The following is a 13,068-nucleotide window of genomic DNA, read 5'->3' as shown; positions in this document are numbered from 1 at the left end:
ATATCGTCGTCGCAAACAAACCCGGATGAATCAAAAACCCTGTGGCCATCCTCAACATCAAAAAAGTAGCGGGGCATTGGCAACCTCCAGATTGCCAAGTTCTTGCAGATGGCATTGTTCCGATATGAGGCTTTCAATGTGCGGCCAGACGACTTGCCCGAAGGTGGGCGCTTTCTTCCTAAGCCCTACGATCCCGGTCAACTCACGACGATACTTCAGCAGTTAGCGGCCGATGCGTAGGCTTCGTGGAGAGTACGCCGCTCGATCTCGATTATGTGTGCCCGGTGGAATTAGCCCTGATGAAGCGCATCATCATCCAAGGAGCGATGAACCATGCCAACGGCGCTGAGATGACGAAGCTGCTGGCGACAACGGCGGGTATCCAAAAGAAGGCGTGGGACATCAGTGCGGCTATGCTCAAAATAGCGACCATGCCGACACCAAAGACGGCCGCATTCACCATGCAATAAATTAGCGCAGCAACCCGCAGTCGTGCCCAGCTATCGTTGTTCATAGGATTTCGTCTCCTTGGCTTCCTCGTCGCCCAAAAGCCGAATGATCGATTTGTGTCGAACTGGATCATTTGCCACATTGGGTTCGGCTAACAGCCGCCGATAGTGCTCCAGGTTTTGACGATGGACGAAAATGTCCATGCTTGCCCCTGAATCATGGCCCGTCTCCTGAACATTGAGGCCGGAGCGCTATCGAACTCTCAATCGCGGTAGGGCCTCAGGTGGTCGCGGTAACATGCGCGCACCGCACACCACAGTTGTGAGCAATACTGCTCAGGCTGATCGAATTGTTTTTTTGGCAAATCGAGCATGGCGGCGGAACCTTTTTGCGTGGGCAATCCTGGCGCGCTTCAATCGGCGCATCGGATGTTACGACTTCGGAAGTCACTTAATGGGCTTTCACATCATGCTGAGCGGGATGCTGACGGCTTCTGACCACGTCCGGTTTTGGCCCATAGCGAACAGGTCGGTGACCGCGCCGGATGTAGCCGCGCACGTCCGGCTCGATGTGGTCGGCCGTTCGGGTCCAACAGCACGAACCTCAGAGAAGCCCGCAGGCCGCCAGATGACGTCGCGCCCTGTCACTTGAGCGCCGGCACGCGCAATAACCCACGGGCGGGGCTGCGGCGCGATCTGGCGGGTGGTCTGGACTTGCTGCGGTGGGTCCAGATGAAGCTCCTCGCCGATCTTGGTCTCGGCTTCGATCCAGAGCCGGCCGGCACGATCTCGGATTTTTTTCAAAAAATATGGAGAGGGACGTCACCGAGCCGGGCTTAATTTAATCAAGGACGACGCCGGGAACTGAGGTGGCCGGGGGGAGTACGGCTCCCCTTGGAAAGGGGCTATCGATCCCCCCCCCCGAGGGGGGCGCCGAGTTTACCCCGGCGACGACTCCCATGTCGTGAGCGCAGCCGCTGCGGCGACCGGATCGGACTGGATGCGATAGACCGTCTGTCGGCTGAGGCCGGACTCTCTTGCGATCACGCTCACGCTTTGGCCGATCAGGTTCTGCACCGTCGCCAATTGCTTGCGGTTGAAGCTCGGCTTACGGCCACGATATTCGCCGTTGGCCTTGGCGTGCTCAATCCCGGCCCGCTGGGCTTCCTTCGTGGCCTCGGCCTCAGCTTGTGCGGACGCCGCCATGAACGCAATCAGCGCGTCTCGCACGGCCCTCTGCATCGGGTCTTTCGTGGCACCGTCGAATGTCAGATTGCTGATCACGGTCCTGATGATGACGCCGCGACGCATGAACTCGCGAATGGTCTCGGTGATGTCGTCATAGTTCCTGCCAAGCCGGTTGATCCAGCGAACGACCAGCGTGTCGCCTGACCGAAGCAGATCGAACAGTCTGCGGCCCTCAGGGCGTTCAGCAAGCCGGGTTGAGACCCCAGAGACGCCGTGATCAGACAGTACGTGATCGAAGCGGAAGCCAGCCGCCTCGGCCTGGGTGCGCTGATGGTCGAGGGTCTGCTCGGCTGTGGAGACCCGTGCGTAGAGGATGGTTGCCATGGGACACCTGTGTCCGTTGAGAGGGTGTCCGAATAAAAGCATGTCCGTTGATCATCGTAAACCCTAACGGACGCATTATTTGACGATTTTCGACCGTCCGCTACGGCATACCCCAACGGATGCCCTTTCGCTCGAAGACTGCACTCTGAGACGGGATGATGTCAGCCGCTCCTCGAACGAGACGCGGGGCGGCGCCGTCCACGCCAGCCGCTTCAAGACGTCGGCGATAGCGCAATAGCCGAGCGCTGCCCATGACGCGCCGGGCCTCGTTCAACGTTGCATCGGCTTGGCGTCCACGACGCGGGCTCCAGCGGCAGCTCGGGCGGTAACCAGCCCTCTCAGCTCGTCGAGTTGGGCCAGCACCATGTTCGGCGCCTGATCACCGAGGAGCGCATCGATGACTTCCTCGCTCGTCTTGCAGGTGCCGAACTCACCGGGCGCGCCAACTTCAATCCTGTCAGTCAGCATGCCGCAGAGCTTGGCCGCGAGCGCGAGGCTCTGCACGACGACGGAATGCTGCTTGGCCTGCCTGGCATCGGCGATGGTAGTCTGCAACTCGCCGAGGAGCGACTGCACCGTAACCCGCGCTTTTCGCTCCTGCGGAGCCGCCAGTTCGGCAAGGCGGGCTTGCAACTCAACATTCTTCAACAGCCGCGATGCGGCACTCTCGGCGACGTGGCCTTCGACGCCGTAGACGCGTCGATAGGCTTCGGCGGCGTTCCAGCCGTGCTTGCTGCCTTCGAGGAGCAAGTGGATGAAGCGTTCGTGCTTGAGGTTCTTGAGCGGGGCCATGGTGGCGAACCTATGCCCGCCATCGTGCTTCGCCAAGCCCGTGACGCCGTTACGGGCCGGAATGATTATGGCGGATTGAACTTCGCGTGCATCACCTCGCGAAGTTCTCGCGCGCGCGGCTACAGACTCCGTAGAAGCCGCGAGTCTTGGTTCCTTCATCGGGACTCTGCCGTGATGGTAGCCGAAGGCGGACGTCATGGCGCAGATCATCTCAGTGCCCTTGATCGCGGCGTGACGGCCGCCCTCTCCGCGCCCTTGCGGGCGACGGGCCACATCACGCCGCTGCACCGGACGAGCTGCTTCCCTCTGTGACACTCACGGATGAGCGCTGCCATTTCCGCATCCGCTCATTTGCCGCGCGGCTCTCGGCCTCGCTCCGAGCGAGATCATGCACCCCCGGCCTAGGACGAAATTGGGGACCCCGATTTCTAGTGTTCAAGTGTTCTTCATTAAACGGGTGACAGCATGTGTCACCTCTAGAGGCCATTTCTGTCACCTCTGGAGCCTGTTCAGGGGTGACAACTGCTGTCACCCCTGGCTGCGATGGAATCGTCAGGGTGAAGTCGACATAGTCGTGCTGTTCGGGAGCACGGCGCGCAATCCACCCACCCGTCGCCAGATCGTTGGCGGCGCGTATAACGGTTCGCTCGGAACACCCCAGTTCCTCCATCAACGTCTCGTAGCCCGGATTGCATTTCCCGGTTCTGCGGTTGAAGTGAAGCTCCATCAGTGCCATCGCGAGTGCAATGGCACGCGCGGGATACTTCTCGGACAGAGCCGTCTTCAAGAAGGCCTGTGCCCATTGGCGCTGTCCCTCTGCGCCCCTGACGACAATCGGTCGAGTGCTCATGACGACGACCCCGCCGTGATCAGGCCGAGCTTGATCGCCTGCCGGTACGCCGCACCAGCAGCGGCAGCGAACTTGCCGAGTTGGGCCACCGAGATCGTCAGGCCCCGCTTCGTCGGGATCATGAAGCCCGATGAGGACTCGTATTGGCGGACGTCGAGGAGCTGATGGCCGTTGAATTCCTTCAGCGCGAATTGAACGGCCCGCGATCGATCACGCGGGCCGCGCCAAATGGCGGCGAGGTGAATGCCATCGCGCAATTGGGCTTGCGATGAGTATTGCGCGGGGGCCGGTGTCGGCTTTATATCGTCGCTGCTTGTGATCGTTGACGACATCCGCGCTGGCCTGTTTCCGCAGGCCGGCGCTTCTTTTTTCACGCAGACAGCTCCAGTGCTTGAGGCAAAACGTCGCCGCCCGCAATCGCGGCGCGGCCTCTCGGTGTGATTGTCAGGATGATTGAGCGCCTGCTGCCCGCGCCGATCCTATGGCGCCGGATCATTCCAGCGCGCACCAGGATGTCGGCACTCCACGTCAGCGATCCCCGATGCACGATGCCGAGCGCGCGGCAGGTCTCGATGGTGGGGGCGTGGCCTCCGACACGGCTGAGGTGATGCAGCACGGCGCGCCGCAACGGGTTTTCGATGACTTGGCTGGGGGGAATCTGGTGACGGCCCATACGCAACTCCGGCCCTGATCGGGGACCGCGCATGGCACCATCGCCATGGGCGATCATTCGCCCCTATCGATGATTCCGGTTTCAAGCAAGATAAATTGTTGGCGGCAAAAGCTCGAAGACCCCTTAAATCGCAAGGTTTTCTGACGGTTCGCGATACGCCGTTACATTGCCGTTGCGTCGCGTTACGTCGCATTGCGAGCGCGTGCGGCGGGCCAAATTCTTGGTTCGCAACCCCCCGAAAGTCCTTGGCATCAGCATGGGAACAATGATAGCAGTCTGCTAGACAATCTATAGCAGTCTGCTGGAGGGACCGTGACGGAAAAGAGCGCAGACGTGGTTCAGGTGAACGTGCGGCTCCCGGTGGCCTTGCGACGTAAGCTCACGGCCGATGCGCGACGAAACAAGCGCAGCTTCAACGCCGAGCTGGTGCACCGGCTTCAGGAATCATCCTCCGGCCCGCCCACCACGACAGGCGAAGACATTGCGAGACTTGCCGCCACCGAGGCCGTGGAGCTGACCTTGCGGCGCCTCGGCATCGAGCCGAAGGGCTGAGCCCATGACACCATCATCGCGGCGTCGCCGCCTTTCTAGCCCCTGTCAGGAGTATGGGCACCAAGCGAGTTGAAACGTCCTATCCGCCACGCGCAATGAGACTGGAGCACGCGGCAGCTTACCTCAGCATGAGCCAGAGCAGCTTTCTCCGGCTCGTCGAAGAGCGAGCCATGCCGGCGCCGACGAAGATCAAGGGCATGACGGTTTGGGACAGGCATGACCTCGATGATGCTTTCGAGGAATTGAAACGCGCCAGCATCCGTAAGGTGCGGAACACCATGGATGAACTGATGGGGATCACCGATGGCGAAGAAGGCTAAGGACGGCAAACGGCAATATCTTTATCGCCAGCCGCAGGCGAACGGCACCTGTTACGTCTATTTCCGGGACCCGCGCAACAGAAAGCTGACGCGCCTTCCCGATGATGAGACCTCCGAGGAGTTCGCCGAGGCCTATGACCCGCTCCTGCGCGCGGTGAAGCAGGCGAACGCGCCGCGCCCCGCTCCCCGCAGCAAGGATCAGCTCGGTCGCTGGAAGAATCCGCGAGACTACAAGATCGATCCCAAGATCATCTTCCGGCCCGGCTCGGTCGGCTGGTTCATTGACAAATACAAGACGTCCGACTTCGGCATGCTCAAGCTCTCGCCGGGCACCCAATACAATTACGGCTTCGCCTTAGATTTGATGAAGAAGGAAATCGGCACCGCCATCCTGCACGATCTCAACCAACGCAACATTGACGTCTACACCAGCGGGATCGCAGATCAGAAAGGCGGCGCGGTCGCGGATCAGCAGCGCAGCCTGATCACCAACCTCTGGCATTTCGCCAAGCGCTTCGCCGAGTTCAGGCCGGGTGACAAGCTCTGTCCGACTATCGGCGCAATCCAACATTATGAGCACGACGGGGTCGGCATCTTGGCTTGGCCGGACAACGTCTACGACGCGGCTGTCACCAAGGCGAGGCGCCATCTCGTCGAGATCATCAGCGGGCTCCGCTACACCGGCCAGCGCGGCAGTGACCTCGTCAACATGCGATGGGACGATTACGACGGCCGGCGCATCAACGTCGTCCAGCAGAAGACGGGCGAGCGCATCTGGATTCATTGCCCGGCGCCGCTCAAGAAGATGCTGGACACGATGACGCGTTATGATGCGGTCTACATCTTCACCAGCAACTGGAAGCGCCCTTACAAGCACGCCGGGACGCTGGGAACGGCGATCCGAAACCTCGTCCAGAAGAAGCTCAAGTTTGCCGACTACTCGATGCACGGGCTCCGCAAGAACGCCGGGATGGAGTTGGCGCTGGCCGGATGCTCGGTGCCAGAGATCATGGCCGTGCTCGGCCACCAGTCGCCGAAGATGGCGATGTTCTACGTGAAGCAGGCCGACAAGGTCAGGCTCGGCGAGACCGCGACCGCGAAGCTCGAAGTCTATCTGGAGGATCGTGGCGCAGAGCGCGTGTGCTATGCCGAAGAGCGCATCGCCGAACGCCGGGCCAGCATTAAGCGCGTCAAGTAGACGGACAGCCCGTGAACGCGGGCTGGTAAAACATGCGAACGGATGACGAAAACTGGTAAAATAGTGGCCTGGTAAGTCGTTGAATCTGCTCGAAACCCGTAAAAGTTGCCGAATTGCGACAATTCCGCGGCGCATCTGCCACGGCGGACCGGCGCATCCACAGGGCATGCCGGGCCGGCGCCAGCCGGCGGAACGGATTCCCGTCCTTCCGGCTTGATCCCGCATGGACAGGTTCTTTCTCGCGATGATGGTTTCGGCCGTGCTGCTGCTGATCGTGGCCGCTGACCTCTTGGTCAACGGCCCGAGCCTGGAGGCGCGGTCGGTGAACCTCGCCTCCACGATGCCGGTTTCAACCCGGCTGGTCAGATAGGTCTGAGGACGCGCGCCCCAGGCCGAATGACCTTTTGCATGTTCCAGAGGAACATTTCAGCCCGGATCGGACTTCTGCTCACCGCGTCAGCCACAACGGCCAGCGCGATCCGGACAGGCTCAGCTCCGCTTTGGTAGGGGAGCTGAGCCACCGTCCGGTTCGAAAAACTAGCCCCCGCTCCGATAGACCTGGATATCGAGATCCCGGATCTTCTTCCGCAGCGTGTTGCGGTTGAGGCCGAGCAGGTCGGCTGCGCGGATCTGGTTGCCGCGGGTGGCGGCGAGCGCAGCCGTCAGCAGCGGCACCTCGATCTCCTTGAGGATGCGGTGATAGAGCCCCGGCGGCGGCACGCCGTTCGGAAAACCCTGGAAGTGCGAGGACAGATACGCCTCCACCGCGCCACCGAGATTGTCGACGCCCTGCTGGACGGCGGCACCCGCACTGACCGTGGGTGGGGCCAGCTCGCCGTCGATGACGGAGCCGGTGATCACGTCCTGCGGATAGAGCGCCGCGAGGCGCCGCGCCAGGTTCTCGAGCTCGCGCACGTTGCCCGGCCAGCGGTGCTGCTTCATCCGCTCCAGCGCCAGCGTGTCGAGCTTCTTCGGCGGCAGGCCGTCCTTCTCGGCCAGCGTGAAGAAGTGCCGCACGAGGTCCGGCAGGTCCTCGATGCGCTCGCGCAAGGGGGGAAGCCGCAGCGGCACGACGTTGAGGCGGAAGAACAGATCCTCGCGGAACAGGCCCTGCTGGATCAGGACGCGCAGGTCCTTGTTGGAGGCCGCGACGATGCGCACGTCGGTCTTGATCGGAGTGCGGCCGCCGACGGTGGTGTATTCGCCCTGCTGAAGCACGCGCAGCAGGCGCGTCTGCGCCTCCATCGGCATGTCGCCGATCTCGTCGAGGAACAGCGTGCCGCCCTCGGCCTGCTCGAACCGGCCCGAGGCGCGGGTGTTGGCGCCGGTGAAGGCGCCGCGCTCATGGCCGAACAGTTCGGACTCGATCAGGTCACGGGGGATCGCGGCCATGTTGACCGCGACGAACGGGCCGTTGCGCCGCTTGCCGTAATCATGCAGCGCGCGCGCCACCAACTCCTTGCCGGTGCCGGACTCGCCCGTGATCATCACGGTGAGATCGGTCTGCATAAGCCGCGCCAGCACGCGGTAGATTTCCTGCATCGCCGGCGAGCGGCCGACCAGCGGGATCGCCTCCATCTCGGCGTCCTCGTCCGGCGACGAGATCCGCTCCTTCGGCTCGGCCAGCGCGCGGCCGACGATGGCGATCAGCTCCTTCAGGTCGAAGGGTTTTGGCAGATATTCGTACGCTCCCCGCTCGGAGGCGCGGATCGCCGTCATGAACGTGTTCTGCGCGCTCATGACGATGACGGGCAAATTCGGCCGCATCTTCTTGATCCGCGGCAGCAGGTCGAACGCGTTCTCGTCGGGCATCACCACGTCGGTGATGACGAGATCGCCCTCCCCCTGGCTGACCCAGCGCCACAGCGTCGCGGCATTGCCGGTGAGCCTGACCTCGTAGCCGGCGCGGGATAGTGCCTGATTGAGAACCGTGCGGATGGCGGTGTCGTCATCAGCAACGAGAATGCTACCTGCGGGCATCGTTAATCCTCATTTTGCCCCCTGTGATGCAGACGACGACTTCCCGGCAGAGCCGTCGCGACTGCTTTGATCGGCATGTTTCACCGATGTGGAATACATCGGCATCAGCACGCGGAAGGTGGTCCTGCGCGGCTGAGATTCGCATTCGATGATGCCCCCGTGATCGCCGATGATCTTCGCGACCAGGGCGAGGCCCAGACCCGAGCCGGTCTGCTTGGTGGTCACGAAGGGATCGAACAGGTTGGGCAGAAGATCGTCCGGCACGCCTGGTCCATTGTCCTTGACGCAGAATTCAAGCGGCAGAGATACCCGGGATTTTTGACCGGGGACTGACAGACGCACGCCGGGACGGAACGCGGTGGTGAGCTGGATCTCGGCGTCGGGAACGTCGATCAGGGCTTCGGCGGCGTTCTTGACCAGATTGAGGAACACCTGGATGAGCTGATCCTGGTTCGCCAGCACCGGCGGCAGCGAGGGATCGTAGTCCTCGACGAAACGGATGTTGCGGGCAAAGCCCGATTGCGCCAGCCGTTTGACGTGATCGAGCACGGAATGGATGTTGACGGGGCCACGGACCACGGGACGTTCGTCGCCGAACACTTCCATACGGTCGACCAGCGTCACGATGCGGTCGGCCTCGTCGCAGATCAGCCGCGTCAGCATGCGGTCTTCCGAGGAGGCCTGCTGCTCCAGAAGCTGCGCCGCGCCGCGGATGCCGGAGAGCGGATTCTTGATCTCGTGCGCCAGCATCGCCGCCAGCGCGATCACCGAGCGCGCGGCGCTGCGATGGGTGAGCTGGCGGTCCATCTTGTCGGCGATGGTGCGTTCCTGGAGCATCACCACGATATGTCCGGGCCGCTCGGTCAGCGGCGCGACGTGGAGATCGACCTGGCGGTCGCCGCCCATGCGCGGCGTGCCCAGATCGACCTTGTATTCGTTGACCGGCGAATTCGACGAGCGCACCTGGTCGATCAGCGCCAGCAACGGGCTTCCGAACGGCACCAGCTCCTTCAGCGACTGCCGCTTCAGGAACTGCGTCGAGATCTCGAAGAAGGCTTCGGTCGCGATGTTGGCGGCGACGATCTTGCCGTCCGGCCCGATCATGAGCACGGGATTGGGAAGTGCGTCCAGGATGGCGTCGCTGTCGGACGGAAGCGGCCGACGATGTTCAACGGCTGAGCTCATGCAGCAGCGCTCCATGCGAAGTCGTCGAAGGCATCTTGCAGGGACTGGTGGACGCGGCCCGGATCCTCCGAGGTGAGGATCTTCTGGCGCCAGGATTTCAGCGTCTCGGCCGGCGCACGACTCACATCGGCCGCAACGTCGAGCGCCCAGCCGAGATGTTTTCGCGCGTGCCTCAGGCCGATGCGCAGGCCGTACAGCGCGCAGACACCCTCATAGAGCGTGCGCACGTAATGGAGCTGCGTCTTGAGCGACGGCGTGGCTTCCGCTGCCCCGCCCTTCAGGCGGCGGCCGATCTGGCCGGGCAGCCAGGGCTGGCCATTGGCGCCGCGGCCGATCATCACGGCATCGGCGCCGGAGGCTTCCAGCGCCGCGAGCGCCTTCTCGTAAGACGTGATGTCGCCATTGACGACGAGCGGAATCGAGACGGCCTCGCGCACGGCGCGGATCGCATCCCAATCGGCCTCGCCCTTGTAGAACTGGCAGCGGGTGCGGCCATGCACGGTGACGAGCTTGACGCCGGATGCCTCCGCGCGGCGCGCCAGTTCCGGCGCGTTGCGCGTGAGGTCGTCCCAGCCGAGCCGCATCTTCAGCGTCACCGGCACCTTCACCGCCGCGATCGTCGCCTCGATCAGGCTGACGGCATGGTCGAGGTCACGCATCAGGGCCGAGCCGGACTGGCCGCCGGTGACGTGACGGGCCGGACAGCCCATGTTGATGTCGATGATATCGGCGCCTTCGGCCTCGGCGATCCGGGCGCCCTCTGCCATCCAATGCGTCTCGCAGCCGGCGAGCTGGACTACATGCGGGCCGATTCCCGTGGCTTTGCAGCGCAACCGGGACATCCGATGGCCATTGGCGAGCTCGTCGCTGGCGGTCATTTCGGACACGACCAAACCGGCCCCCAGCTCCGCGGCCAACCTGCGGACGGGCGAGTCCGTCACCCCCGACATCGGCGCCAGGAAGACCGGGGCGGCGACATCAATATCGCCTATTTTCAACGGCTTAGAGCCAGATAATGCCGAGCCGGTCACAGGGGTCTCGTTGCGTAGGCAGGGCCTCATCGCGCCTGCCATGATCTATCTTGCGCACAATTCTTGTGCAGTCAAGCGTCATGCCTACAGTTTAGACAGTTCTGCAAATCTTTCAAGTGCAGTGCAACAAAATGCTGTTTCCCACAATCCAGGGAAACCCCCTTTTTTTGCGGGCCTGTCGTGCTAGAGGCATGCGGCCATCACCCCACTCCCGAGTTCTCCTCATTATCAACTGAGTATTTGAGTCCTATGGCGAAATCACAGCGCACCGCAGTCGTTCTTGTCGCGGCCGGACGCGGCCTGCGCGCAGGTGCTGGTGGGCCGAAGCAATATCGCGAGATCGGCGGCGTGCCGGTGATCTATCGCGCCATGGAAGCCTTCAGCGGTCACGCCGAGGTGTTCGCGGTGCAGCCGGTGGTGAACCCCGACGACAGCGCCATGTTCACGGCGGCGGTCGCAGGACTCAAGCACGAGCCGCCGACAAATGGCGGCGCGACCCGGCAGGCTTCCGTTCTCGCCGGTCTCGAAGCGCTTGCAAAGCACAAGCCGGACATCGTCCTGATCCACGACGCCGCGCGGCCCTTCGTCTCGGACGGCGTGATCTCGCGCGCGATCGAGGCGGCGAGCCGCACCGGCGCCGCGATCCCCGTCGTTCCCGTCACCGACACCATCAAGGTCACCGGCGCGAGCGGCCAAGTCGAGGACACGCCGGACCGGGCTCGCCTGCGAATCGCGCAGACGCCGCAATCCTTTCGTTTCGACGTCATCCTCGAGGCGCATCGTCGGGCGGCAAAGGACGGGCGCAGCGATTTCACCGACGATGCCGCGATTGCCGAATGGGCGGGATTGACGGTTGCAACCTTTGAAGGCGATGTTGCCAATATGAAGCTCACCACCCCCGAGGATTTCGTGCGCGAGGAAGCGCGCCTGGCCAGCCTGCTCGGCGACATCAGGACCGGCACGGGCTATGACGTGCACGCTTTCGGCGAGGGCGACCATGTCATGATCTGCGGCGTCCGCGTGCCGCACAGCAAGGGCTTCCTGGCGCATTCCGACGGCGATGTCGGCCTGCATGCGCTGGTCGACGCCATTCTCGGCGCGCTCGCCGATGGCGATATCGGTTCGCACTTTCCCCCGAGCGACGCCAAGTGGAAGGGCGCCTCGTCCGACCAGTTCTTGAAATACGCTATCGAACGTGTCACCGCGCGGGGCGGCCGCGTCGCCAATCTCGAGGTGACGATGATCTGCGAGCGGCCGAAGATCGGCCCCTTGCGCGACACCATGCGCGCGCGCATCGCCGAGATTTCCGGTGTCGACATCTCCCGCGTCGCTGTGAAGGCGACGACCAGCGAGCGGCTCGGCTTCACCGGCCGCGAGGAAGGCATCGCGGCCACCGCAAGCGCCACCATCCGCCTGCCGTTTAACGAGAAGACTTGGAGCGCCTAGTCCATGGCCGGCAGCGACGCACGCGCCCTCTCCCGCTCGCTGCTCGATCTGTGCCGGATGCGCAAGCTGACGATCGCGACCGCCGAGTCCTGCACCGGCGGGCTCGTCGCAGGCGCACTGACCGACATCCCCGGCTCGTCCGACGTGATCGATCGCGGCTTCGTCACCTATTCCAATGACGCCAAGCGCGCGATGCTGGGGGTCGAGGCCGGGACGCTTGCCAATTTTGGCGCCGTCAGCAAGGAGACCGCGACCGCCATGGCGGTCGGCGCGCTGGAGCGTGCCGGCGTCGATCTCGCGGTCGCCATCACCGGCATCGCCGGTCCGGGCGGCGCCACGCCGGGCAAACCGGTCGGTCTCGTCCATTTCGCGGTCGCCGCGCGCGACGGCCGCATCGTCCACCGCGAGCATCGTTTCGGCGCGATCGGCCGCACCGCCGTCCGTCAGCGCTCCGTCGTCGAGGCGCTGCGCATGCTGATGGATCTTGCCCGCGGCCCGCAGGCGGCGACAAAGCCCCGCCGCGCCGCCGCAGCCACTCGTCTGCGTCCTCGCGTGACCCGCTCGCCGCGCCGGCATGTGGCCAAGCGCAGACCGCCGCGGGGCTGAGACCTCGCGCCGCCGCGAGCAGCGCGCTGGCGTGATCGAGCACGTGCTGCCTGACCGCATCGGCATCCGACGGCTTCAGCTTCGCGCTCACGGTCAACTCCACGACGGGCGCTGCGGGATTGGCGGCATCGATGACCTTCGACACATTGACCGCCGGTGCGGCCTTCTCGTCGATCCGCGGGTCGCCGTCCCGGATATGGCTGCGCTCGTGCGGGCCACAATCTCTTGCGTTGCCCGACGGGCAAAACACGCCATCGATGGGTCGACGCCGGCCGACGAAAAGATTCCACTTTACCGAAATTCGGCTTTGGCGTATTCCTGCGCCACCTCATCCCCAGTCAGAGGGGCGTATCGCGATCGTCACGAAACGCGGGATGGGTTGTGGCGGACGCTGGCAGCACTGGCGCGAAGGGC

General features: G+C 63.5%; 15 protein-coding genes and 1 pseudogene. 8 read left to right on the top strand and 8 right to left on the bottom strand.

The genetic code is table 11. The annotated features are described in order from the left end of the window. Positions 1-299 precede the first annotated feature (299 nt). Positions 300-470 (top strand): hypothetical protein, encoded by a 171-nt coding sequence (locus JQ572_RS34920; protein WP_211387366.1) that lies wholly within the window; start codon positions 300-302, stop codon positions 468-470. A gap of 918 nt (positions 471-1,388) precedes the next feature. On the opposite strand, the gene JQ572_RS34915 is transcribed toward JQ572_RS34920, so the two are convergent. From JQ572_RS34915 to JQ572_RS34895, 5 genes are all read right to left on the bottom strand, one after another. Continuing rightward, positions 1,389-2,021, bottom strand: a complete 633-nt coding sequence (locus tag JQ572_RS34915) for a recombinase family protein (protein ID WP_211387365.1) — start codon at positions 2,019-2,021, stop codon at positions 1,389-1,391. 270 nt (positions 2,022-2,291) lie between these two features. Next, positions 2,292-2,813: a terminase small subunit gene (locus tag JQ572_RS34910; RefSeq protein ID WP_211387364.1), complete on the bottom strand. Its 522-nt coding sequence runs from the start codon at positions 2,811-2,813 to the stop codon at positions 2,292-2,294. 274 nt (positions 2,814-3,087) lie between these two features. Then, a complete protein-coding gene (locus tag JQ572_RS35575) occupies positions 3,088-3,663 on the bottom strand; it encodes a helix-turn-helix domain-containing protein (RefSeq protein WP_433996211.1) in 576 nt (191 codons plus the stop codon). Beyond that, positions 3,660-3,995 (bottom strand): transcriptional coactivator p15/PC4 family protein, encoded by a 336-nt coding sequence (locus JQ572_RS34900; protein ID WP_211387362.1) that lies wholly within the window; start codon positions 3,993-3,995, stop codon positions 3,660-3,662. Before JQ572_RS34900 ends, JQ572_RS35575 begins: the two co-directional genes overlap by 4 nt. Positions 3,996-4,033: 38 nt before the next feature. Continuing rightward, complete coding sequence (locus tag JQ572_RS34895; RefSeq protein ID WP_211387361.1) at positions 4,034-4,393, bottom strand: helix-turn-helix domain-containing protein; 360 nt, start codon at positions 4,391-4,393, stop codon at positions 4,034-4,036. 255 nt (positions 4,394-4,648) lie between these two features. Here JQ572_RS34895 and JQ572_RS34890 point away from each other — a divergent pair, with 255 nt between their 5' ends. The 4 genes from JQ572_RS34890 to JQ572_RS34875 all read left to right on the top strand — a co-directional run bounded on the left by JQ572_RS34890 (position 4,649) and on the right by JQ572_RS34875 (position 6,776). Continuing rightward, positions 4,649-4,888, top strand: coding sequence for an Arc family DNA-binding protein (locus JQ572_RS34890; protein ID WP_211387360.1), 240 nt, complete (start codon positions 4,649-4,651; stop codon positions 4,886-4,888). A 128-nt stretch (positions 4,889-5,016) separates the two neighbouring features. Further along, complete coding sequence (locus tag JQ572_RS34885; protein ID WP_211387359.1) at positions 5,017-5,208, top strand: hypothetical protein; 192 nt, start codon at positions 5,017-5,019, stop codon at positions 5,206-5,208. After that, positions 5,192-6,406 carry a tyrosine-type recombinase/integrase gene (locus JQ572_RS34880; protein ID WP_211387358.1) on the top strand — a complete coding sequence of 405 codons (1,215 nt, stop codon included), beginning with the start codon at positions 5,192-5,194 and terminating at the stop codon, positions 6,404-6,406. The genes JQ572_RS34885 and JQ572_RS34880 overlap by 17 nt, the downstream gene beginning before the upstream one ends. Before the next feature lie 223 nt (positions 6,407-6,629). Continuing rightward, entirely contained in the window at positions 6,630-6,776 is a 147-nt protein-coding gene (locus JQ572_RS34875; protein ID WP_211387367.1) for a hypothetical protein, read from the top strand. Positions 6,777-6,943: 167 nt separating this feature from the next. Here the strand turns inward: JQ572_RS34875 and ntrC are convergent, their stop codons facing one another. The 3 genes from ntrC to dusB are packed head-to-tail and all read right to left on the bottom strand — an operon-like array spanning position 6,944 to position 10,569. After that, complete coding sequence (gene ntrC / locus JQ572_RS34870; protein ID WP_211387357.1) at positions 6,944-8,386, bottom strand: nitrogen regulation protein NR(I); 1,443 nt, start codon at positions 8,384-8,386, stop codon at positions 6,944-6,946. Between the two features lie 9 nt (positions 8,387-8,395). Continuing rightward, complete coding sequence (locus tag JQ572_RS34865) at positions 8,396-9,571, bottom strand: two-component system sensor histidine kinase NtrB (protein ID WP_211387356.1); 1,176 nt, start codon at positions 9,569-9,571, stop codon at positions 8,396-8,398. Beyond that, positions 9,568-10,569, bottom strand: coding sequence for a tRNA dihydrouridine synthase DusB (gene dusB, locus JQ572_RS34860; RefSeq protein ID WP_211387355.1), 1,002 nt, complete (start codon positions 10,567-10,569; stop codon positions 9,568-9,570). The genes JQ572_RS34865 and dusB overlap by 4 nt, the downstream gene beginning before the upstream one ends. Before the next feature lie 282 nt (positions 10,570-10,851). Between dusB and JQ572_RS34855 the strand changes: the two genes are divergently transcribed. The 3 genes and pseudogenes from JQ572_RS34855 to JQ572_RS34845 all read left to right on the top strand — a co-directional run. After that, complete coding sequence (locus JQ572_RS34855) at positions 10,852-12,048, top strand: bifunctional 2-C-methyl-D-erythritol 4-phosphate cytidylyltransferase/2-C-methyl-D-erythritol 2,4-cyclodiphosphate synthase (RefSeq protein ID WP_211387354.1); 1,197 nt, start codon at positions 10,852-10,854, stop codon at positions 12,046-12,048. A gap of 3 nt (positions 12,049-12,051) precedes the next feature. After that, a complete protein-coding gene (locus JQ572_RS34850) occupies positions 12,052-12,654 on the top strand; it encodes a CinA family protein (RefSeq protein WP_211387353.1) in 603 nt (200 codons plus the stop codon). Between the two features lie 131 nt (positions 12,655-12,785). Then, positions 12,786-13,068: pseudogene (locus tag JQ572_RS34845) on the top strand (hypothetical protein); the annotation flags it as partial.

The organism is Bradyrhizobium sp. SZCCT0153, from assembly GCF_018129995.1.
Classification (GTDB): domain Bacteria; phylum Pseudomonadota; class Alphaproteobacteria; order Rhizobiales; family Xanthobacteraceae; genus Bradyrhizobium; species Bradyrhizobium japonicum_G.
Note: the sequence above shows the minus strand (reverse complement) of the source record. Positions and strands in the feature narration are given on the sequence as shown.